Origin of the sequence: Pectobacterium zantedeschiae (genome assembly GCF_004137795.1) — a bacterium.
Lineage (GTDB): Bacteria > Pseudomonadota > Gammaproteobacteria > Enterobacterales > Enterobacteriaceae > Pectobacterium > Pectobacterium zantedeschiae.
The window spans coordinates 2,443,611-2,463,740 of record NZ_NWTM01000001.1 but is presented as its reverse complement, the minus strand read 5'-3'; the positions used below and the strand labels follow the sequence as shown (position 1 = coordinate 2,463,740).

The window sequence follows — 20,130 nt, the reverse complement described above, 5'->3', positions numbered from 1 at the left end:
TAAGGTTGGTTGAATGAATACGCAATTATCCGAAGCCTATTTGCAACGCTTCGGCGGCACCGCACGGTTATATGGTCAACAGGCGCTGGCGCTGTTTTCTCAGGCTCACGTTTGCGTGATTGGTATCGGCGGCGTCGGTTCCTGGGCGGCTGAGGCGCTCGCGCGTACCGGCATCGGCGCGATTACGCTGATCGATATGGATGATGTGTGTGTCAGTAATACCAACCGACAGATCCACGCGCTGCGTCAGCACACCGGGCAGTCGAAGACGGAAGTGATGGCTGAACGTATTCTGGCGATCAACCCGGAGTGCAACGTCACCTGCGTGGATGATTTCATCAGTGCGGAAAACGTGGCGGAGCTGCTCGACCAAAATTTTAGCTATGTGATTGATGCTATTGATAGTGTGCGTCCGAAGGCTGCGCTGCTCTCCTACTGTCGTCGCTATAAGATCCCCGTGGTGACAACCGGCGGCGCGGGTGGGCAGATCGATCCGACTCGGATTGAGGTCGTCGATCTGGCTAAAACCATTCAGGATCCGCTGGCTGCCAAGCTGCGTGAACGGCTAAAGCATGATTTTAACGTAGTGAAAAACAGCAAAGGAAAACTGGGTATCGACTGTGTATTTTCCAGTGAACCGTTGGTTTATCCGCAGCCTGACGGCTCCGTCTGTGCGTCTCGTAGTACGGCTGATGGCGTGATGCGTATGGATTGTGCGTCAGGTTTTGGTGCGGCGACGATGGTCACCGCAACCTTTGGGTTTGTTGCGGTATCTCATGTGCTGAAGAAAATGATAGCGAAAATGGAACGAGCGTCTGCGGTGCAGAAATAGCATAGCGTAATCTGCTATTTGCTCGCTGCTTCTCGTTCGGCAATGTCCTTGATTCTGGCGGCTAAGGCGGCCAGACCGCTTGAACGTGAAGCGCTGAGCTGAGCCCGTAGCCCCAGCGTATCGAACAGCGCCAGCGGATCCTGCTGTAACAGCGCTTCTGGCGTTTTTCCCTCAGCGGCGGTTAACAATACCGCCAGTAATCCCCGCACGATGCGCCCGTCGCTATCACCGTAAAAATGTAGCCTGCCGTCTTCCTGACGTTGGTAACCTAGCCAGACGCGATTTTCACAGCCGGATAATGAAATATCCTCGGTTTTTAGTGCATCAGGCAGCGCTGGTAGCGTCTTTGCCAGCAAAATGAGCTGTCGATAGCGATCTTCCCATGCCCGGCAATTATCAAATCGTGCCAGCAGATCGGCAACGGTGATGGGGGGGCCAAAGGGATGTGTGTTGTCGGTTGTCTCGGTCATAGTCCGTGGTCGATCAATAGGTTGTGGGCGACAATAGTATGTAGTTGATTATCGTTTGTAGCGTCGGTTAGTCACGCAGTAATTCAAGGGCATTGCCCATCGCGGCGATCAGCGCAGCAACATCTTGCTGGTTATTATACGGGGCAAACGAAGCACGGATCGTGCCGCTTACGCCGAGTGCGTCCATTAACGGCTGCGCACAGTGGTGTCCGGCGCGCAGTGCGATGCCGCTTTCGGCCAACAGCGTAATTAGATCGCTGTGGTGTACATCGGCAATATCAAAGGACAGCACGCTGGAATGTGGGCTACGGAAACTGCGAAAGCCGGGAAACTGCGACAGATGCGTTTCGGCAAGCTGCGCCAACTGCTGGCTGTGCTGCTCTGCGGCGTGCCAATCCAGCGTGGTCAGCCAGTCTAATGCTGCAGACAAGCCAAGCACGCCAGCAATATGCGGCGTACCCGCTTCAAACCGCTGTGGAATGGCCTGCGGTAGGAAGCCGTCAAAGGAAACCTGCGTCATCATTTTCCCGCCGCCTTGCCACGGCGTCATGCTTTCCAGCAATGCCGTTTTGCCATATAGCACGCCAATTCCAGTGGGGGCATAAAGCTTGTGCCCGGAAAAGGCGTAGAAATCGATATCCAACGCCTGCACATCTGGTGGGCAATGAACGATGCCCTGCGCGCCGTCAATCACCACCACCGCGCCATAGCGGTGAGCCAGCGTAATCGCACGCGCCAGATCGGGCTGACCACCCGTTACGTTTGACATCTGACCCAGCGCCAGCAGGCGGGTTCTTGGCGTGATCAATGTGGTTAATTGTTCAATATCCGGTAAGAAATCTGCGCCTATCGGTAACTTCACTACGCTTGCGCCAGTTTGCTGCGCCACCATCAGCCACGGAATGAGATTAGCGTGATGTTCCGCTTCGCTAACGATGATTTCATCGCCCGGTTGAAGTCGAGGGCGGGCATAGCTCTGTGCGACCAGATTGATCGCTTCCGTCGTGCCTCTGGTCCAGACAATTGAACGCGGATCGTCCGCATGAAGTAAGGTGGAGACTTGCTCACGAGCGTTTTCAAAGCGCTGCGTTAGCGCCTGTGCGCCGCGATGCTGGCTGCGATGTACCGTGCCACTCTCGCTGCAATAGAACTGCTGCACGGCATCAATGACGGACTGCGGTTTCAGTGCGGTCGCGGCGCTATCAAGATATACCGTCGAATGCTGGAGTGCAGGGAACTGTTGGCGAAAAGTTGCAGGGTTAAACGGTGTCATGAGCATCCTCTTGTAGAGGAGAGATCCTGTCCCATTTTATCGAGAGAGACAAGTTTAGGACTATGCCTAATGCGATTTTATGGAAAAAAAAACAATTATTGCTACGCTTTAAAGTGTTAATTTTCAGGATTTCCTGATGCATAGGGTTAACTAGAAAACATTTAAATTCATTGAGGGTTAACTATGAAGAATAAAATTTCTATTTTTGCCGCTATCGTGATGGCGTTTTCTCTGGCTGCCTGTTCGAGTAATTACGTCATGCATACTAATGACGGGCGTACCATCGTGGCTGAAGGGAAACCGAAGGTTGACGATGAAACCGGTATGATCAGCTATACCGATGCTTATGGTCAGCAACAGCAAATTAACCGAGATAATGTGAAAGAAATGGTGAAAGGGAAATAGTACCGTTTGCCTGCCAGCACACGTTGTCTGTTAATCTGCGCCAGAGTCAAATAAGGCTGTGATAGCGTTCAGATGCGAAACGTGAGCAAAAAAAAGCACCGCAATTTGCGGTGCTACACAAAAAATCACTTTGGACAGACAGGGTAAATGTACAGGAAGTGAATAGGGTAGACTCGCTACCACATCTGCAAAAGGCAGACAAACAAATAGCAAACACAACATCACAACCACAAGCCAAAAGCACCTTAGGTTACCCCTCCGCACTTTTCGTTCCGGCCCAGGAAGTTGCGCTAATATAGGTATTTGCTGGTACATCCTCAACGGACAAATTATAATGTCTCGGATTACAAAAACTAATATATGTACCCGTCATCTTTTTGTTGCAGAAAGTCTGGCTGTTGCCGAAGGTCTTAATCGCTTAGCCAGCTAATTGGCTAGAGATCTTTCCCGTTGTTGCCTTTCTGTATCTTAAGATTTAATGGGTACGAATGTACCTGATAAATCGCTGATTTAGCGCAAACAAAAAGATTTCATTCATGTCAAAACGTCTACCTCCGCTCAACGCATTGCGCGTTTTTGATGCGGCGGCTCGCCATTTAAGCTTTACCAAAGCGGCAGAAGAGCTGTTTGTCACGCAGGCTGCTGTCAGCCATCAGATTAAATCACTGGAAGATTTTTTGGGGCTGAAATTATTCCGCCGTCGTAATCGTTCCCTGTTACTGACCGAAGAAGGTCAGAGTTACTATCTTGATATCAAAGAGATCTTCTCATCGCTGAATGACGCGACGCGTAAGCTGCAATCTCGTAGCGCGAAGGGCGCGTTAACGGTGAGCCTGCTGCCCAGCTTTGCTATTCATTGGCTGGTGCCGCGTCTTTCGAGCTTTAACTCTGACTACCCGGGGATTGATGTTCGTATTCAGGCAGTGGATCGTGACGAAGATCGTCTGGCCGATGATGTGGATGTCGCTATTTTCTACGGTCGGGGAAATTGGCCGGGATTGCGGGTGGAAAAGCTGTACGCCGAGTATCTTCTGCCTGTTTGTTCGCCCGTGTTGCTGACGGGAGATCATCCGTTGAAGACACCGGACGATTTGGTTGCACACACGCTGCTGCACGATGCATCGCGCCGTGACTGGTTGTCCTATACCCGCCAGCTTGGTGTACAGATTAACGTGCAGCAGGGGCCGATTTTCAGCCACAGTGCGATGGTGTTGCAGGCAGCGATTCACGGACAGGGCGTGGCGCTGGCGAATAACGTGATGGCGCAAACGGAACTCGAAGCCGGAAGGCTCGTGTGCCCGTTTAACGATGTGCTTGTCAGCCGGAATGCTTTTTATCTGGTATGTCATGACAGTCAGGCAGAACTGGGTAAAATAGCCGCCTTTCGCCATTGGATTCTGGCGCGGGCAGCCAGCGAGCAGGAAAAGTTTCGCTTCCGCTATGACAACGGTACGCGCTGAAGTTGCAATCGTTGATTGTCGAAGGTGATTGACCGAATAACTCACGTAGATAACTTCGATGATAGATAACTACGATGATAGATAACTACGATGATAGATAACTACGTTTATAGGTAATAACGATGAATAGTCGTTTCATGTTGGTATTTGCTGCTATTAGTGGCTTTACTTTTGTCGCGCTAGGCGCGTTTGGTTCCCACGTTCTCAGTAAAACGCTGGGTGCAACGGAATTGGGCTGGTTGAAAACTGGCCTCGAGTATCAAGCATTTCACACGCTAGCGATTCTGGCGCTGGCGGTTGCGATGCAACAGCGAGCCAATCTGTGGTTTTACTGGAGCAGCGTTTTTCTGGCGTTGGGAACGGTACTCTTCAGCGGAAGTTTGTACTGTCTGGCGCTTTCTCACCTGAAACTGTGGGTTTATGTGACGCCGATTGGCGGAGCCTGTTTTCTGGTGGGATGGGTATTAATGTTGATTGGCGCACTGCGTCTGAAGAGAAAGGCTGAACGCCATGAATAAAGTCATTTTGTATTGCCGCCCTGGTTTTGAGAAAGAGTGTGCGGCGGAAATAACGGAAAAAGCCACGCAGCACAATGCCTTCGGTTTCGCACGGGTAAAAGAAAACAGTGGTTACGTCGTGTTTGAATGCTACCAGCATGAAGATGCCGAGCGTCTGGTAAAAACGCTGCCGTTTCATGAGCTGATTTTTGCCCGTCAGATGTTTGTCTGCGGCGAACTGTTGCGAGATCTACCACCGGAAGACCGCATCACGCCGATTGTTGGTATGTTGACCGGAGCGATTGAACGGGCTGGGGAACTGCGTGTTGAAGTTCCTGACACTAATGAAAGCAAAGAGTTGATGAAGTTCTGCCGCAAGTTCACCGTACCGCTACGTGCGGCGTTGCGTGAACACAAAATTCTACTGGGTTATGAAAAAGCGGATCGACCCGTGCTTCATGTGTTGTTCATTGCGCCTGGCTGCTGCTATGTCGGTTACTCTTATAGCAATAACAACTCACCGTTTTATATGGGGATCCCACGCCTTAAGTTCCCTTCTGATGCGCCAAGCCGTTCGACGCTGAAACTTGAAGAAGCATTTCACGTTTTTGTTCCTGCGGATGAGTGGGATGAGCGTCTGGGCAGCGGGATGTACGCGGTGGATTTAGGCGCTTGCCCCGGCGGCTGGACCTATCAGTTGGTCAAGCGCAGCATGATGGTTTATGCGGTAGACAACGGACCAATGGCACCGAGCTTGATGGAAACTGGGCAGGTGATGCACCATCAAGCGGATGGTTTCCGTTTCGAACCACCGCGCAATAATGTGTATTGGCTGGTGTGCGACATGGTAGAAAAACCCGCTAAAGTCACAAGCCTGATGAGTGATTGGCTGATTAAGGGCTGGTGTCGTGAAACGATATTCAACCTGAAGTTGCCGATGAAGAAGCGCTATGAAGAAGTGTCACAGAATCTGGAACGACTGCGTGAACGCCTGAGTGAGAATGGTATTAATGCCGAAGTACATGCCAAGCATTTGTATCATGACCGTGAAGAAGTCACTGTGCATGTGCGTCGTTTCTGGAGTGCGGTGCCTGGCCGACGCGACGAGCGATAGTACTTGCAGATGCGTATCTGGAGTCATTCAGGTACGCATCTGTATTAATCCTGCTGCTAGTTAGGATGGGGCTGAACGCTGCTCTGCACGGGTAGCCTCAATTGTTGCAGATTGCCATTAAGCGTTAAATCGGTTCGCAGTGTGGCAACCTGACGACTGATCAGCGCCATTTCTTTATGCTGTTCCAACTTTTTACGCCACTTCTCTGGCACGGCATCTAATTGCTGGTACAACGCGTCCAGACTTCCTGCCTGTTGCAACAGCTGTGCGGCACTTTTAGGGCCAATACCCGCGACGCCCGGAATTTTGCTGCTGCTAATCCCTGCCAGCCCCCAGTAGTCAGTCAACTGTTGCGGTGAGACACCAAATTCCTGTTCGATAAACGGCAGATCCAACCAGCGCTTCTGAAAGTAATCCCGGATCTGAATATGTGGTGCCAATAACTGGCAGTACCCTTTGTCGGTCGACACAATTGTCGCCTGATGACCCGCAGAGGACAGCTTGGTAGCGAGCGTGGCAGCCAGATCGTCGGCTTCATTACCGGGGCTATGCCAGCTTTCTACGCCAACTGTGGCAAATGCTGTTTTAATCTGTGGGAGTTCCTGTTTCAGATTATCCGGCATTGGCGTACGTCCCGCCTTGTAGTCAGGCAGGAGTTGATGACGCCAACTGGTGTTGCGATCTTCATCATCAAGTTCTTCATGATCAAAGACGGCAACCGCGTGCGTAGGTTGGCTGTGCTGTATAAGCTGATGCAACGCATGTTGGCATGCCGTTATACAGGGCGAACCTTGTACCGCATGAATGCGACGAATCAGATTGAGCGCGTCGACAATCAGCAAATGGACGGGCATCGCATCATTCCTGAAAGAAGGGGGGAAGTCGGGCTTCCCCACGTAGGTGTTGGTTAAGTGAGCAGTTATGAGCAGATTTCGTAGCACGGAATATAGGCGCTGCCGGGCAGCTTCATGCGCTGCTGTGCGACAAAGCCCTGTAACAGCGTATCCATGCTTTTCATCATCTGCGGGTCACCATGAATTTTGTATGGCCCACGTTGCTCTATAGCCTGAATACCGACTTCCTTCACATTACCAGCCACGATGCCGGAGAATGCCCGACGCAGTGCGGCAGCAAGCTCTTCAGCTGGCTGATTCGGATGCAGGTTAAGGTCGGCCATATTCTCGTGGCTCGGCTCGAAGGGGAGTTGCAGATCCGGTGCGATGCGCAGTGACCAGTTAAAGCTATAGGCATCGCCAGTGTGGCGGCGGCTCTCTTTCACCAGTGGCATTGCTTTCTTCATCTGACGTGCAACTTCCGCGGCGTCATTAATGATGATCGAATAGTAGCGACGAGCCTGACGACCCAATGTGCCAACAATAAATTCGTCCAGCACGCGGAAATAGTCTGCGCTTTCTTCCGGTCCAGTCAGGATAATCGGTAACACCTGTTCGCTATTTTCTGGGTTCATCATGATGCCCAGCAGATAGAGGAACTCTTCTGCCGTTCCAACCCCGCCGGGGAAAATAATGATGCCATGCCCGATACGGACGAAGGCTTCCAGACGCTTTTCGATATCCGGCATGATGATCAGTTCATTGACCAGTGGGTTCGGCGGCTCGGCGGCAATGATGGACGGTTCGGTCATACCGATGAAACGCCCCTCTTTGTAGCGCTGCTGTGCATGGCCGACGGCGGCACCTTTCATTGGTGCTTCCATCGCGCCCGGACCACAGCCCGTGCAGATATTCAGTTCACGCAGGCCAAGCTGGCTGCCCACTTTGCGGGCATACAGGTATTCGATTTCATTAATCGAGTGACCACCCCAACAGACCACCATATTCGGTTCTTCCCCGACGTGGAGCGCCTTGGCATTACGCAGGATAGAAAACACCAGATTGGTGATGTGAGCAGAATTTTCCAGATTCAGGTTTTGATAGCGACCTGCGCTGGCGATTTGGCCGTTGACGAAAAGAATATCGCGCAAAACGGCGAACAGGTTAGCTTGCAAGGCTCGAATGATGTTGCCATCAACGAAGGCGTCTTCCGGCGGGTTCACCAGTTCCAGTTTGACGCCGCGTTCACGGCGCAGCACGTTGATATCAAAGTCTTCATAACGAGACAGTAGCTCTTTACTGTTATCTGTCTGGCTACCGGAATTCAGTACGGCGAGGGAACAGTTGCGAAACAAACGGTAGAGATCGCTGCTGGCCGTGCTTTTCAGCATGTCGACTTCCAACTGCGATAACAAATCCATCGATCCCAATGGGCTGATATGTGTAATCAATTTTGCTCCTTGAAACGCAATATAATTCGCGATGCCATGCTGGCGATTGCGAGCACGTTCCGTTGTTACACGCTCGACGTTTCAGCAACATGGCACGAATGTCATTCATTTAAGCCGTTATGCGGAACGCGTATGGGTTAAATGCCGCTGGCTTAAATAAAACCTACTTGAGCACCGTTCAGACGTTGTGGATCTTTTGTTGTCTGGCATACCACCTTAACGCGCTGCCATCATTTTTTCCAATGTTGACGCCAGTCTATCGCCTAACTTGCGTGACGCTACGCATATACCCGTCATACTTTAAGTTGCATGCACGTTGGCTTCACGACTCAGCACACTTGCGTGTACCTAGCCCCAACGTGCCAATGCTTTGCGTTGTTTAAAACGCTAACGTTTTGTCCTGAAATTCGAATTATTTAGGGTATCTTTGCGCGCAAGCGCGCGGCTTATCAGTCGGTTACTGGCGTGGCAGACGGCCAGTTGGTGCGTTAAACGGAGTGTTACTGCGCCACGGGTTGATATCCAGCCCACCGCGTCGGGTGTAACGCGCATAAACGCTAAGTTTTTCCGGCTGGTAATAGTACATGAGGTCGTTAAAAATTCGTTCCACACACTGTTCGTGAAATTCGTTATGATGACGAAACGAAACAATGTAGCGCAGCAGTGCTTCGCGATTAATGCGCTTACCGCGATAGTGGATCTGTACGGAGCCCCAGTCGGGCTGATGGGTGATCAAACAGTTGGATTTCAGCAGGTGGCTGACCAGTGTTTCTTCAACGATAGTCGCATCCTGTTCGTTTGTTGCCAGATAGTCGGCGTTGAAGTCGTAACTGTCGATCTGGATGTCTTGATCGTCGATGCACTCGCCCGTGAATGCGGCTATCGGTTGACCTTCAAGCTCGCTGAGTTTGAAAAGCGTGACGCTGACGTCTCCCTGTGCGCAGCGCGCCAGATCGTTGGCTAACGTTGTGCGTACGCTTTCCCAACTGTCGAATGTCGTCTGATTAAAGCTGTTCAGATACAGCTTAAAACTTTTTGACTCAATCAGATTCAGGCTTTCGGCATTAAGGTGCATTTCACCAACCGCCACCTGAGGCACACCGCGGTTGTTTAGCCAGGAAAGCTCATAGAGCGTCCAGATATCTGCGCCATGAAAAGGCAAGTTATCAGGATAGATACCGAGTGGATCGCGGTTTAGGCTACGTGGAACGGGTTGCAGAAGATCTGCATCATAGCGATCGTGGTAGGGCGTGGGTTTGCCCAGTGTTAGCCCGCTTAGGGCCTGATGCTTGTCATAAACGGACATGCTGTTACCTTGATGTGATAAGCGTGATGGCGAATAGTGTAACCTTACTAGAAGAGTGATGAGAAAAATTATGGAGCATGAGGTTGTTTCTGCACTGGCGGCGTTCACCCAGCGCTATGTTGCCTGTTGGCAGCAGGAAAAGGGGCATTTGCCTGCCAGTGAAGCCCTTTACGGTATACCTTCCCCGTGTATTGTCGAAAATCATGAGGATACGGTTTACTGGTCGCCACAGCCTTTTGCCCCTTCAGCCGCATTGGATGGTGTGGAACGCGCACTGGAAATCTGCTTACATCCTGATGTTCACGCTTTCTACACCGCGCAGTATGCTGGTGATATGGCGGCGCAGTTTGATTCACTATCTTGCCAACTGTTGCAGGTGTGGAGTGAAGAGGACTTTACCCGCATGCAGGAAAACCTGATTGGCCATTTGTTAACGCAGAAGCGCCTTAAGCTTACACCGACGCTGTTTTTAGCGACGACCGATTCTGAGATGACAATGGTATCGTTGTGTAATGTTTCTGGGGAGATCGTCCTTGAAGAATTCGGAACGAAGAGACGTCAGTGCTTAGCGCCGACGCTGGCGGCCTTTCTTTCAGGACTTAACCCGTTAGCGCTCTAATGGTTAATCGAATTTCACTTTCGGCTTTGTGAGAGATCTCTTACATTTGCTGTAAGAAATATCTTATCTTTAATGTTGAAAATAGGTTTCATTTTTATTTTTTTGTTATAAATCATTTGTTTGAGTCAGTAATTTACAGTGTCTCGTAAGGGCGGTTGAGAAACATTGTCACTTACCCCTTGCCGAAAGCTGACAATTAATACATCTTATTACTTAAATTAGTAACCGGTTACAGTGTGTGTAACGGTGACTGTCGGTAACAAGATAACGTTACTGTACTCGGAGTGTTTTCAGGAAGAGACATTGTTTCAGGAAGGAACAGTAGTTTCAGGAAGAAGCGCGATTTTCAGGAAGAAACACGGTTTCAGGATGAAATCAGGGACACCTCCAGGAAGGAGACCGAGAGCCGATTAGGAATGTCGGTGGGGCAGGAGCCTAAAGGGATTGAATCACGGAAGATACAGGATGGAAACGTCAGGACGAAAGTGGGACGCCAGCAAGGATTGTGGGTCAGGATGACCGAAAAGGAAAAGTTTTCATGGATGAGCAGGGATGCAAATGTGTAGCGGGATAGCTATAAAACGAACCGGGGGTACTGAGCAATCAGTACCCCCAACTTTTTGCCTATCTGACAAGTTCCCCCTCCCCAGGCGCATTGATGTAGCACCCATGCTATGAAGAGAAAATGCGCAAAAAACGTTATACCAGAGTGACCGCTGAAGTTTGACGTGGAAAACGCAGTGATGACATTCAATGTAAAAATGACTATCAGTCACGCTTGCCCTGCTTGCCAGCCACGCTTGCACACATACCATCCAGGAAAATGCACGGATTGGGTCAGGCTGATATCAATGCTATGCTTTGCCGCCATTACTGTTGGCTTCAAGTGCGAGAAACCACATGAGCAGAGAGAATCAGATTCGCCAGTCATTATTCGATATTGAGCGCGCATTGAGGGAAAGCCCTTTTTGGCAGGTTGTTCCACCGGAAGAAGAAGCGTTTAACAGTACTGAGCCTTTTAGCCTCGATACCATGCGTCCCGAAGAGTGGTTGCAATGGGTCTTCTTGCCGCGCATGCACGCTTTGTTGGATAGCGATTTAGCGCTGCCTGCCGAGCTGGCTCTGCTCCCCTATTTTGAAGACGCGCTGGAAGGCACACCGGAACAGACTGCGGCGGTTTTGTTGCGTATCAAGCAGCTTGATGAGCTGTTCAACCCCGATGTACAGGATGGCGCAGTGCACGATGCTTGAGATTATTTATCAGGATGAGCATCTGGTTGCCGTCAATAAACCGAGTGGCTGGCTGGTACATCGTAGTTGGCTGGATCGCAAAGAGAAGGTCGTGGTGATGCAGACAGTGCGCGATCAGGTTGGTCAGCACGTATATACCGTTCATCGCCTCGATAGGCCGACATCTGGCGTTTTACTGTTAGCGTTGTCCAGTGAGGTGGCGCGAGCACTATCCCAGCAGTTTGAATCACATCAGATGCAGAAAACGTACCATGCCGTTGTGCGCGGCTATGTGCTGGATGATGGTGTGATCGACTATGCGCTCACCGAAGAGCTGGACAAGATTGCCGATAAGTTTACTAATCCTGATAAAGCGCCGCAGCCTGCCGTCACGCATTACCGCTCTTTAGCACAGGCTGAGATGCCGGTTGCCATCGGCCGTTACCCAACAGCACGCTACAGTTTGATGGAGTTGAAACCGCAGACCGGGCGTAAACATCAGCTTCGCCGCCATATGTCACATCTCCACCATCCGATTATCGGCGATACCGCGCACGGTGACCTGCGACACAACCGTGGCATGGAGACGCATTTCTCCTGCGGCAGACTCATGCTGCATGCCAGCGAGTTGCAACTGAATCATCCTGTGAGTGGGCTGCCATTGACGTTGCAGGCACGTTGGGATGCACCATGGCAGGGGGTGATGAGACAGTTCTGCTGGCAGGGTATTCTCCCTGATTTTGAAGGGGTTGAGTTTCCCGCCGACTCGGGTCAGGATAGCGGGCATCTCATCGGGTAATATCTGTCGTATTGCCTTTGTATAGCTTTTATATCAAACACATCGAATTCAAAAGGGAGTCAGACGCATGGCGCAGATTGGTATTTTTGTTGGTACGGTCTACGGGAATGCATTGCTGGTGGCCGAAGAAGCCGAAAATATTCTTAAGGATCGTGGTCACGAAGTTAAGGTCTTTGAGGATGCGACGCTGGAGTCCTGGTTGGATTATCGTGAGCATGCCGTTTTAGTTGTAACGTCAACGACGGGACAAGGCCAACTGCCTGATTCTATCGTTCCGCTTTATGCAGCGCTGCGTGAAAAAGGCGGCTATCAGCCCACGTTGCGCTATGGCGTCATTGCGCTAGGTGACAGCAGCTATCCGAATTTCTGCGCGGGCGGCCATCTGTTCGATGCGCTGTTGCAGGAAATCGGTGCTACGCGTCTGGGCGACATTTTGGATATTGATGCGGTCGAAAATCCTGAGCCTGAAGTCATTTCATGCCCGTGGGTTGAAGAATGGGCCGATTTGATTGATGCACAGTGATATGGTGCTGAGATAAGAAACGGGAGCTTGTAACGCTCCCGTTTTTGTTGCTTCTCATCATCACTGTGTGTTTTAGCGACGATGATGCTTAGATACGAGATCGCACTTAGCGATTTTTGGTCAACTTCTCTAAATCCGCTTCGATTTCGGTAATTTTGTTGGAAACGACGCTTTCCAGATGACGCAGATCGTCGAGGATTTTGCGTTTCAGATCGACTTCAACCTGTTCCTGCTGGCAGATCTTGTCTAATTCATCAATCACATAGCGCAGATTTGGGCTGATCTCGTTGATCTCTTTATAGCCCTGCCCGCTGTTGTCTGCCACGATGGTCTTGCGCTGGCGTGGATATTTGAACTTCACGCTTTTAGCAAAAAACTCGCCTTTATCCTTACGGAAATAGATCTTCAGGATGTCGTTATTCGCTTCCTGACGCAGGCTATAGCGATCGATATCATCGGGATTGGTAATGCCCAGGCTTTTTAGATTGTCATACATAGCGTCACCTTCTCGGTTTTTAGATATATCCGTCATACTTCACGTTGCATGTGCGTTGGCTGCGATACTTGGCCAACTTGCATGGGCCTTGCCCCGTTGGGGCCGCTGCAAGCAGCGTTCAAATCTGCCTTTGGCCGAATAGTCCTGATTATCATGCCAGCGAGAACCTACGCTGTTTATACCCGCTATACCGAAGTATTTAGGGGCATATAAATAACTTATCGTTCGAACATAAAGAAACGGCGGGTGATTAACCCGCCGTTTCTAGTTTAGTCGATGGAGCGTAATAGCTCATTGATGCCCACTTTGCCGCGGGTTTTCGCATCCACTTTCTTCACAATGATGGCACAGTACATGCTGTGGCTACCATCTTTGGACGGCAGGTTGCCGGAAACCACGACGGAACCCGCAGGAACGCGGCCATAGTGAATTTCACCGGTTTCACGATCGTAAATACGGGTGCTCTGGCTGATGAACACGCCCATAGAGATAACAGAACCTTCTTCAACGACAACGCCTTCTACCACTTCGGAGCGTGCACCGATGAAGCAGTTATCTTCGATGATGGTTGGGTTAGCCTGTAACGGCTCCAGAACACCACCGATGCCGACGCCGCCGGACAGGTGAACGTTTTTACCGATTTGGGCGCAGGAACCTACGGTTACCCACGTATCTACCATCGTGCCTTCATCGACGTAAGCGCCGATGTTGACGTAAGACGGCATCAGCACGGTATTACGTGCGATATAGGCACCGCGACGTACGCTGGCTGGCGGTGCAACGCGAACGCCTTCACGCTGGAAACGCGCTTCATCATAGTCAGCGAATTTCATTGGTACTTTGTCGAAAAAGCGAGTTTCTCCGCCTTCGATAAGGTGGTTATCGTTAATACGGAAAGAGAGCAGCACGGCTTTCTTCAGCCACTGATGGGTAACCCACTGGCCGTCGATTTTTTCTGCAACGCGCAGGGCGCCGCTATCCAGCAGGCTAATCGCCTGATTAACGGCTTCACGCGTGACGGTGTCTGCGTTTGCCGGAGTGATTTCTGCGCGGCGCTCGAAAGCCGTCTCAATGATGTTCTGTAATTGTTGGTGCATCCTGATTTCTCTTTCCTGATTGTAAAAATTAACTCAATGGTACTTTATCGTTTGGGTTAAGGGCTTCTGTCAACCGTTCTTGCAATTTAAGACGCAATTCCGGCTTCAATGCCCGCCTGTCGCTATCGGCCAGAATGAAAAGATCTTCTACTCGCTCGCCGATCGTGGAAATTCGCGCACCGTGCAGTGACAGATTGAGATCGGCAAAAATCTCACCGATTCGTGCCAGCAGCCCCGGTTGGTCGAGAGCACTGAGCTCCATATAGCTGCGTCTGTCCGTATGCGTCGGCAGGAAGTTGACTTCGGTTGGCACACTGAAATGACGCAGTTTGGGTGATGGCCGTCGTACGCGCGGATGCTGGTAGTGTCGGTGGGTCAGCGACTGTTCCAGCGCATGACGTATCATTTCATGCCGATCCTGTGCCAGCGGGCTACCGTCTGGTTCCAGCACAATAAAGGTATCCATCGCCATGCCGTCGCGGCTGGTAAAAATCTGCGCGTCGTGCACGCTAAGATTGCGCCTATCTAGCTCACCAGCGACGGCCGCGAAAAGATAAGGTCTGTCCGGGCTCCAGATAAAGATCTCTGTACCGCCACGGCTTGCCTGATGGCTAATCAGCACCAGCGGCTTGTTAGTATCATGCTCCAGTAGATGGCGCGCATGCCAGGCAAGCTGATTTGGCGAGTGGCGCAGGAAATAATCAGCACGACAGCGGCTCCAGATGTTGTGCAGCGCTTCTTCGTCAATGTTATCCATGCGCAGCAGCGCCAGTGCCTGCAAGCGGTGGTGTCGGACGCGTTCACGTAAATCTGGCGTGTTTTGCATGCCACGGCGCAGCTGTTTCTCGGTAGCAAAATAGAGTTCACGCAACAGGCTCTGCTTCCAACTGTTCCACAGCGTTTCATTGGTGGCGCAGATATCCGCAACTGTCAGGCTGACCAGATAGCGTAAGCGGGTTTCGCTTTGCACTTCCGTAGCAAATTGCTGAATAACCGTGGGATCCTGAATGTCGCGACGTTGCGCAGTGACGGACATCAGCAGATGGCAACGCACCAGCCAGGAAACCAATTGAGCTTCGCGTGAGTTCAGTCCGTGCAGCGCGGCAAACTCCAGTACATCTTGCGCGCCCAGTTCAGAGTGATCGCCTCCACGGCCTTTGGCGATATCGTGGAACAGCGCCGCTAGCAGCAATAATTCGGGCTGGGGCAGGCGAGGGTAGAGCTCTACGCACAGCGGATGCTGTGGTCGCGTATCCTCGTCGGCGAAGCTTTCCAGCTTGAGTAGAACGCGGATCGTGTGTTCATCCACGGTATAGGCGTGAAACAGATCGAACTGCATCTGGCCGACGATATTGCCCCACAGCGGCATATACGCCCACAGCACGCTATGGCGATGCATCGGCAATAGCGCACGGCTTACCGCATGCGGATGGCGCAGAATATTCATGAACAGCTGACGCGCTTCTGGGATGGTGCAAAGCGGGCTGGCAAGATGACGACGCGCATGGCGCAGTTGGCGCAATGTGGTTGAGTAGATGCCACTGATGTCACGGTTACGCACCATCAGGTAGAACATACGCATGATGGCTTCCGGCTTTTTGATAAACAGGTTTTCATCACGCAGGTCTACCAGATTGCCGCGTAGCTGGAATTCATCGTCAAGCGGGCGGGGTTTTTCACTGGCATCCAGCGCCAGAATGGCTTCGTCAAAGAGCTGTAATAGCATCTGGTTCAACTCGCTGACGCGACGCGTCATGCGGTAGAAATCCTTCATCATGCGCTCTACTGGGGTATTGCCTTCACCCTGATATTGCAACAGCTGCGCGACGTTAAGCTGCCTGTCGAAAAGCAGACGGTTATCGTAACGCGGCAGGATCAGGTGCAGGGCGAAGCGGATGCGCCACAAAAAGCTTTGGCATTCGTTAAGTTCTTTACGTTCAGCTTCTGTCAGAAAGCCGAAACCGACCATCTCGTTGAGCGAGGTCGCGCCGAAGTGGCGTCTTGCGACCCACAGCAGCGTGTGAATGTCGCGTAACCCACCCGGACTACTCTTGATATCAGGCTCAAGATTGTAACTGGTGCTGTGATAGCGTTGATGACGCTCCTGCTGTTCGGCGATTTTTGCCGGAAAAAACGTGGATGACGGCCAAAATTCATCACTGAATACGTGTTTTTGCAGCGTGAGAAACAGTGCAACATCGCCACATATCATGCGCGATTCGATCAGATTAGTCGCGACGGAAATATCTGCACGCCCTTCCTGTAAGCACTCTTCCAGCGTTCTGACGCTATGGCCGACTTCCAGTTTTAAATCCCACAGCAGGGTAATGAATTGGCCGACGCGCTGGGAATGTTCCTCACTAAGCGCTGTTTGGCTTAATACCAGCACGTCGATATCGGAAAGCGGGTGTAGCTCGCCGCGGCCATATCCGCCTACGGCGACCAAAGAGGTTTGAGCGATATTCTCAAAGCCGTGGAAATACCACAGTCGTTGTAACAGGCGATCAATGAACAAGGTTCTGGCATCAATCAGCTTTTCTGCGCTGACGCCGGAACGGAATTCTGAACCAAGCCAAAGCTGGAATAGCTCCAACTGCTGTTTCAACGTCTGACAATTTAGCATGTCATCAGCGTAGGTCAGCGGTGACGCGGGGGGCTGTGCTGCTACAGTGCCATCTACAAGGCTGTCGGATGAGGACACGTCAGGTGGCATATTGTCTGGCGAAAAGCGTTTATCTGTCATAGCGCAGCCCATAAAAAACGCAGAGCGCGTTTTTCAACGTCGCTTGCGACGGCCCGAAGAGAGGCGTGCTTTTTGCACGCCATAAAAAAAGCCGGCATCTGCCGGCTTAGTGTTTACTGTTCATGCGTGATGATGTTGGGGATGGTGTCATCCTTTCGCAACGTCATTATTTCACAGCCGTTATCGGTTACCACAATAGTATGCTCGTACTGTGCCGACAAGCTACGATCTTTGGTTTTTACCGTCCAGCCGTCTTTCATCGTACGAATGCGGAAATCTCCGGCATTAAGCATAGGTTCGATCGTAAAGGCCATACCTGCCTGCAATACCACGCCGCCGTCATCTGCATCGTAGTGCAGGACCTGTGGCTCTTCGTGGAAGCCCTTACCGATGCCGTGACCACAATACTCACGCACCACGGAGAAGTTATTCCCTTCCGCAAACTGTTGAATTGCCTTGCCCAGCGTACGCAGGCGGATACCCGGCTTAACCATTTTCAGTGCCAGATAGAGGCTTTCCTGCGTGATGCGGCAGAGGCGCTCGCCCAGAATGGTTGGTTTGCCTGCGATAAACATTTTTGACGTATCGCCGTGGAAGCCGTCTTTGATCACCGTGACGTCGATGTTGACGATATCGCCATCTTTTAAAATACGCTCGTCGCTAGGAATCCCGTGGCACACCACTTCATTGATGGAGATGCAGACGGATTTTGGGAAGCCGTGGTAGCCCAGACAAGCAGAAATGGCCTGCTGCTTGTTGGTGATGTGATCATGACAGATTCTGTCTAATTCGGCGGTACTCACGCCCGGTACGACATGGGGTTCTATGATTTCCAGGACTTCGGCAGCCAGACGACCAGCTACGCGCATTTTTTCGATGTCTTCAGAGGTTTTGATTGAAATTGCCATTGATGATTGTCCGCAGGTGCCTGTTAAGCACGAAAATTAAGAGCGATAACTAATAACTTATGTTACCAGCCCTGCCGCTGGCTTGCCAAATTATCATTCGGATTAGTGGATTGGAGAATAACAAAAGTTGGTGTCGTGGGGAGATTTATGGTATAAAGCGCGCCGATGATCCGGCTGGATATCGGTTATACGGTATCTAACCACATCGACTAAACTCACTTTGTGTAAATAACACACACATGTCGGCACGTTCGCCGGGGTGCTCCTGAGGTGTTTCACCGGATGGGGTCGGCGCAATGGGACATGTGGAGGCATAACCCCATACTTAATTAATAGAGGTAATCATGGCAACTGTTTCCATGCGCGATATGCTCAAGGCTGGCGTACACTTTGGTCACCAGACCCGTTACTGGAACCCGAAAATGAAGCCATTCATCTTCGGTGCGCGTAACAAAGTTCACATCATCAACCTTGAAAAAACTGTACCAATGTTCAACGACGCTCTGGCTGAGCTGAGCAAAATTGCTTCTCGCAAAGGCAAAATCCTGTTCGTTGGTACTAAGCGCGCAGCAAGCGAAGCGGTAAAAGATGCAGCCAACAACTGCGATCAGTTCTTCGTGAACCATCGTTGGTTGGGCGGTATGCTGACTAACTGGAAAACCGTTCGTCAGTCCATCAAACGTTTGAAAGATCTGGAAACCCAATCTCAAGACGGCACGTTCGACAAGCTGACCAAAAAAGAGGCGCTGATGCGCACTCGTGAACTGGACAAGCTGGAAAACAGCCTGGGCGGTATCAAAGATATGGGCGGTCTGCCAGACGCGCTGTTCGTTATCGACGCCGATCACGAGCACATCGCAATCAAAGAAGCTAACAACCTGGGTATTCCGGTATTCGCAGTGGTTGATACCAACTCCGATCCAGATGGCGTTGACTACATCATCCCTGGTAACGATGACGCAATCCGTGCAGTTAGCCTGTACCTGAGCGCTGTTGCTACTGCTGTCCGCGAAGGCCGTTCTCAAGATCTGGCTGTGCAGGCAGAAGAAGGCTTAGTAGAAGCTGAATAATAAGTCTGGCTCGTTGAGCCCTTATTAACCAGGTAGTACTAGTTTGGTTAGGGGCCTTTTTATGGCCCCTTTTTCACTTTTAAAGCTGTTTGGTCGTGACGGCCGGGCAGGACAAATCTTCCGAGGATTTTAGAATGGCTGAAATTACCGCATCCCTGGTAAAAGAGCTGCGTGAGCGTACCGCTGCTGGCATGATGGAATGTAAGAAAGCGCTGGTTGAAGCTAACGGCGACATCGAGCTTGCAATTGAAAACATGCGTAAATCTGGCGCGATTAAAGCGGCGAAGAAAGCAGGCAACGTTGCTGCTGATGGCGTAATCAAGACTAAGATCGACGGTAACTATGCTGTGATTCTGGAAGTTAACTGCCAGACTGACTTCGTTGCTAAAGATGGTGGTTTCCAGGCATTTGCTGACAAAGTGCTGGACGCTGCGGTTGCAGGCAAAATCACTGATGTTGACGTGCTGAAAGCACAGTTCGAAGAAGAGCGTGTTGCACTGGTTGCTAAAATCGGTGAGAACATCAACATTCGCCGCGTTTCTGCTCTGGAAGGCGAAGTTCTGGGTAACTACCAACACGGTGCTCGCATTGGTGTTCTGGTTGCCGCTAAAGGTGCTGACGAAGAGCTGGTTAAACACCTAGCTATGCACGTTGCTGCAAGCAAGCCTGAATTCGTTAAGCCAGAAGACGTGTCTGCTGAAGTGGTAGAGAAAGAGTACCAGGTTCAGTTAGAAATCGCGATGCAGTCTGGCAAGCCGAAAGAAATCGCAGAGAAAATGGTTGAAGGCCGCATGAAGAAATTCACCGGCGAAGTTTCTCTGACTGGTCAGCCTTTCGTTATGGATCCAGCTAAGTCTGTTGGTCAACTGCTGAAAGAGCATAATGCTGACGTGACTAACTTCATCCGCTTCGAAGTAGGTGAAGGTATTGAGAAAGTTGAGACTGACTTTGCTGCTGAAGTTGCAGCAATGAGTAAGCAGTCTTAATAGTAAAAAAAGAGCCGC

20 protein-coding genes are annotated in these 20,130 nt (G+C 51.0%); 11 read left to right on the top strand and 9 right to left on the bottom strand.

The genetic code is table 11. The features are described 5' to 3' along the window. Window positions 1-13 precede the first annotated feature (13 nt). The gene (gene tcdA, locus CLR69_RS11155; RefSeq protein WP_129703139.1) at window positions 14-832 is read left to right on the top strand and encodes a tRNA cyclic N6-threonylcarbamoyladenosine(37) synthase TcdA; all 819 of its coding nucleotides are present in this window, start codon (window positions 14-16) and stop codon (window positions 830-832) included. 14 nt (window positions 833-846) lie between these two features. Here the strand turns inward: tcdA and csdE are convergent, their stop codons facing one another. Both csdE and csdA read right to left on the bottom strand, forming a co-directional pair. Continuing rightward, the gene (gene csdE, locus CLR69_RS11150) at window positions 847-1,302 is read right to left on the bottom strand and encodes a cysteine desulfurase sulfur acceptor subunit CsdE (protein WP_129703141.1); all 456 of its coding nucleotides are present in this window, start codon (window positions 1,300-1,302) and stop codon (window positions 847-849) included. Window positions 1,303-1,369: 67 nt separating this feature from the next. Beyond that, on the bottom strand, window positions 1,370-2,575 hold the full coding sequence (csdA, locus tag CLR69_RS11145) for a cysteine desulfurase CsdA (RefSeq protein WP_129712676.1): 1,206 nt from the start codon (window positions 2,573-2,575) through the stop codon (window positions 1,370-1,372). Window positions 2,576-2,758: 183 nt separating this feature from the next. Between csdA and CLR69_RS11140 the strand changes: the two genes are divergently transcribed. The 4 genes from CLR69_RS11140 to rlmM all read left to right on the top strand — a co-directional run bounded on the left by CLR69_RS11140 (window position 2,759) and on the right by rlmM (window position 6,051). Next, window positions 2,759-2,980, top strand: a complete 222-nt coding sequence (locus CLR69_RS11140; RefSeq protein ID WP_012773616.1) for a YgdI/YgdR family lipoprotein — start codon at window positions 2,759-2,761, stop codon at window positions 2,978-2,980. Window positions 2,981-3,516: 536 nt separating this feature from the next. Then, window positions 3,517-4,440 (top strand): transcriptional regulator GcvA, encoded by a 924-nt coding sequence (locus tag CLR69_RS11135; RefSeq protein WP_129703146.1) that lies wholly within the window; start codon window positions 3,517-3,519, stop codon window positions 4,438-4,440. 122 nt (window positions 4,441-4,562) lie between these two features. Next, window positions 4,563-4,958, top strand: coding sequence for a DUF423 domain-containing protein (locus CLR69_RS11130; RefSeq protein WP_129712675.1), 396 nt, complete (start codon window positions 4,563-4,565; stop codon window positions 4,956-4,958). Continuing rightward, complete coding sequence (gene rlmM / locus CLR69_RS11125; protein ID WP_129712674.1) at window positions 4,951-6,051, top strand: 23S rRNA (cytidine(2498)-2'-O)-methyltransferase RlmM; 1,101 nt, start codon at window positions 4,951-4,953, stop codon at window positions 6,049-6,051. The genes CLR69_RS11130 and rlmM overlap by 8 nt, the downstream gene beginning before the upstream one ends. Window positions 6,052-6,107: 56 nt before the next feature. Here the strand turns inward: rlmM and xni are convergent, their stop codons facing one another. The 3 genes from xni to queF all read right to left on the bottom strand — a co-directional run bounded on the left by xni (window position 6,108) and on the right by queF (window position 9,641). Beyond that, window positions 6,108-6,905: a flap endonuclease Xni gene (xni, locus tag CLR69_RS11120; protein ID WP_129712673.1), complete on the bottom strand. Its 798-nt coding sequence runs from the start codon at window positions 6,903-6,905 to the stop codon at window positions 6,108-6,110. A 65-nt stretch (window positions 6,906-6,970) separates the two neighbouring features. Next, window positions 6,971-8,335, bottom strand: coding sequence for a nucleotide 5'-monophosphate nucleosidase PpnN (gene ppnN / locus CLR69_RS11115; protein WP_107171152.1), 1,365 nt, complete (start codon window positions 8,333-8,335; stop codon window positions 6,971-6,973). Window positions 8,336-8,792: 457 nt separating this feature from the next. Beyond that, entirely contained in the window at window positions 8,793-9,641 is an 849-nt protein-coding gene (queF, locus tag CLR69_RS11110) for an NADPH-dependent 7-cyano-7-deazaguanine reductase QueF (protein WP_129712672.1), read from the bottom strand. 70 nt (window positions 9,642-9,711) lie between these two features. On the opposite strand from queF, the gene syd reads away from it, so the two are divergent. From syd to CLR69_RS11090, 4 genes are all read left to right on the top strand, one after another. After that, on the top strand, window positions 9,712-10,260 hold the full coding sequence (syd, locus tag CLR69_RS11105; RefSeq protein ID WP_129712865.1) for a SecY-interacting protein: 549 nt from the start codon (window positions 9,712-9,714) through the stop codon (window positions 10,258-10,260). 900 nt (window positions 10,261-11,160) lie between these two features. After that, window positions 11,161-11,511, top strand: coding sequence for a YqcC family protein (locus CLR69_RS11100; RefSeq protein ID WP_129703155.1), 351 nt, complete (start codon window positions 11,161-11,163; stop codon window positions 11,509-11,511). Next, on the top strand, window positions 11,504-12,289 hold the full coding sequence (truC, locus tag CLR69_RS11095) for a tRNA pseudouridine(65) synthase TruC (protein ID WP_129703157.1): 786 nt from the start codon (window positions 11,504-11,506) through the stop codon (window positions 12,287-12,289). The genes CLR69_RS11100 and truC overlap by 8 nt, the downstream gene beginning before the upstream one ends. Window positions 12,290-12,356: 67 nt before the next feature. Further along, entirely contained in the window at window positions 12,357-12,812 is a 456-nt protein-coding gene (locus tag CLR69_RS11090) for a flavodoxin (protein WP_129703159.1), read from the top strand. A 106-nt stretch (window positions 12,813-12,918) separates the two neighbouring features. Here the strand turns inward: CLR69_RS11090 and CLR69_RS11085 are convergent, their stop codons facing one another. The 4 genes from CLR69_RS11085 to map all read right to left on the bottom strand — a co-directional run bounded on the left by CLR69_RS11085 (window position 12,919) and on the right by map (window position 18,056). Further along, the gene (locus CLR69_RS11085) at window positions 12,919-13,308 is read right to left on the bottom strand and encodes a DUF3461 family protein (RefSeq protein WP_010284811.1); all 390 of its coding nucleotides are present in this window, start codon (window positions 13,306-13,308) and stop codon (window positions 12,919-12,921) included. Between the two features lie 269 nt (window positions 13,309-13,577). Further along, entirely contained in the window at window positions 13,578-14,405 is an 828-nt protein-coding gene (gene dapD / locus CLR69_RS11080) for a 2,3,4,5-tetrahydropyridine-2,6-dicarboxylate N-succinyltransferase (protein ID WP_005975903.1), read from the bottom strand. A gap of 28 nt (window positions 14,406-14,433) precedes the next feature. Then, window positions 14,434-17,118: a bifunctional uridylyltransferase/uridylyl-removing protein GlnD gene (gene glnD / locus CLR69_RS11075; RefSeq protein WP_242451640.1), complete on the bottom strand. Its 2,685-nt coding sequence runs from the start codon at window positions 17,116-17,118 to the stop codon at window positions 14,434-14,436. Between the two features lie 143 nt (window positions 17,119-17,261). Beyond that, window positions 17,262-18,056 carry a type I methionyl aminopeptidase gene (gene map, locus CLR69_RS11070; protein ID WP_129703163.1) on the bottom strand — a complete coding sequence of 265 codons (795 nt, stop codon included), beginning with the start codon at window positions 18,054-18,056 and terminating at the stop codon, window positions 17,262-17,264. A gap of 344 nt (window positions 18,057-18,400) precedes the next feature. Between map and rpsB the strand changes: the two genes are divergently transcribed. Together rpsB and tsf are read left to right on the top strand one after the other, a co-directional pair. Next, window positions 18,401-19,126 carry a 30S ribosomal protein S2 gene (gene rpsB, locus CLR69_RS11065; protein ID WP_010284816.1) on the top strand — a complete coding sequence of 242 codons (726 nt, stop codon included), beginning with the start codon at window positions 18,401-18,403 and terminating at the stop codon, window positions 19,124-19,126. 134 nt (window positions 19,127-19,260) lie between these two features. Continuing rightward, window positions 19,261-20,112, top strand: coding sequence for a translation elongation factor Ts (gene tsf, locus CLR69_RS11060; protein ID WP_010296401.1), 852 nt, complete (start codon window positions 19,261-19,263; stop codon window positions 20,110-20,112). Window positions 20,113-20,130 lie beyond the last annotated feature (18 nt).

Bases quoted from the DNA above. Each gene is read 5' to 3' on its own strand.
- tcdA (WP_129703139.1), top strand. From the start codon at position 14: ATGAATACGCAATTATCCGAAGCCTATTTGCAACGCTTCGGCGGCACC.
- csdE (WP_129703141.1), bottom strand. From the start codon at position 1,302: ATGACCGAGACAACCGACAACACACATCCCTTTGGCCCCCCCATCACC.
- csdA (WP_129712676.1), bottom strand. From the start codon at position 2,575: ATGACACCGTTTAACCCTGCAACTTTTCGCCAACAGTTCCCTGCACTC.
- CLR69_RS11140 (WP_012773616.1), top strand. From the start codon at position 2,759: ATGAAGAATAAAATTTCTATTTTTGCCGCTATCGTGATGGCGTTTTCT.
- CLR69_RS11135 (WP_129703146.1), top strand. From the start codon at position 3,517: ATGTCAAAACGTCTACCTCCGCTCAACGCATTGCGCGTTTTTGATGCG.
- CLR69_RS11130 (WP_129712675.1), top strand. From the start codon at position 4,563: ATGAATAGTCGTTTCATGTTGGTATTTGCTGCTATTAGTGGCTTTACT.
- rlmM (WP_129712674.1), top strand. From the start codon at position 4,951: ATGAATAAAGTCATTTTGTATTGCCGCCCTGGTTTTGAGAAAGAGTGT.
- xni (WP_129712673.1), bottom strand. From the start codon at position 6,905: ATGCCCGTCCATTTGCTGATTGTCGACGCGCTCAATCTGATTCGTCGC.
- queF (WP_129712672.1), bottom strand. From the start codon at position 9,641: ATGTCCGTTTATGACAAGCATCAGGCCCTAAGCGGGCTAACACTGGGC.
- syd (WP_129712865.1), top strand. From the start codon at position 9,712: ATGGAGCATGAGGTTGTTTCTGCACTGGCGGCGTTCACCCAGCGCTAT.
- CLR69_RS11100 (WP_129703155.1), top strand. From the start codon at position 11,161: ATGAGCAGAGAGAATCAGATTCGCCAGTCATTATTCGATATTGAGCGC.
- truC (WP_129703157.1), top strand. From the start codon at position 11,504: ATGCTTGAGATTATTTATCAGGATGAGCATCTGGTTGCCGTCAATAAA.
- CLR69_RS11090 (WP_129703159.1), top strand. From the start codon at position 12,357: ATGGCGCAGATTGGTATTTTTGTTGGTACGGTCTACGGGAATGCATTG.
- CLR69_RS11085 (WP_010284811.1), bottom strand. From the start codon at position 13,308: ATGTATGACAATCTAAAAAGCCTGGGCATTACCAATCCCGATGATATC.
- dapD (WP_005975903.1), bottom strand. From the start codon at position 14,405: ATGCACCAACAATTACAGAACATCATTGAGACGGCTTTCGAGCGCCGC.
- glnD (WP_242451640.1), bottom strand. From the start codon at position 17,118: ATGCCACCTGACGTGTCCTCATCCGACAGCCTTGTAGATGGCACTGTA.
- map (WP_129703163.1), bottom strand. From the start codon at position 18,056: ATGGCAATTTCAATCAAAACCTCTGAAGACATCGAAAAAATGCGCGTA.
- rpsB (WP_010284816.1), top strand. From the start codon at position 18,401: ATGGCAACTGTTTCCATGCGCGATATGCTCAAGGCTGGCGTACACTTT.
- tsf (WP_010296401.1), top strand. From the start codon at position 19,261: ATGGCTGAAATTACCGCATCCCTGGTAAAAGAGCTGCGTGAGCGTACC.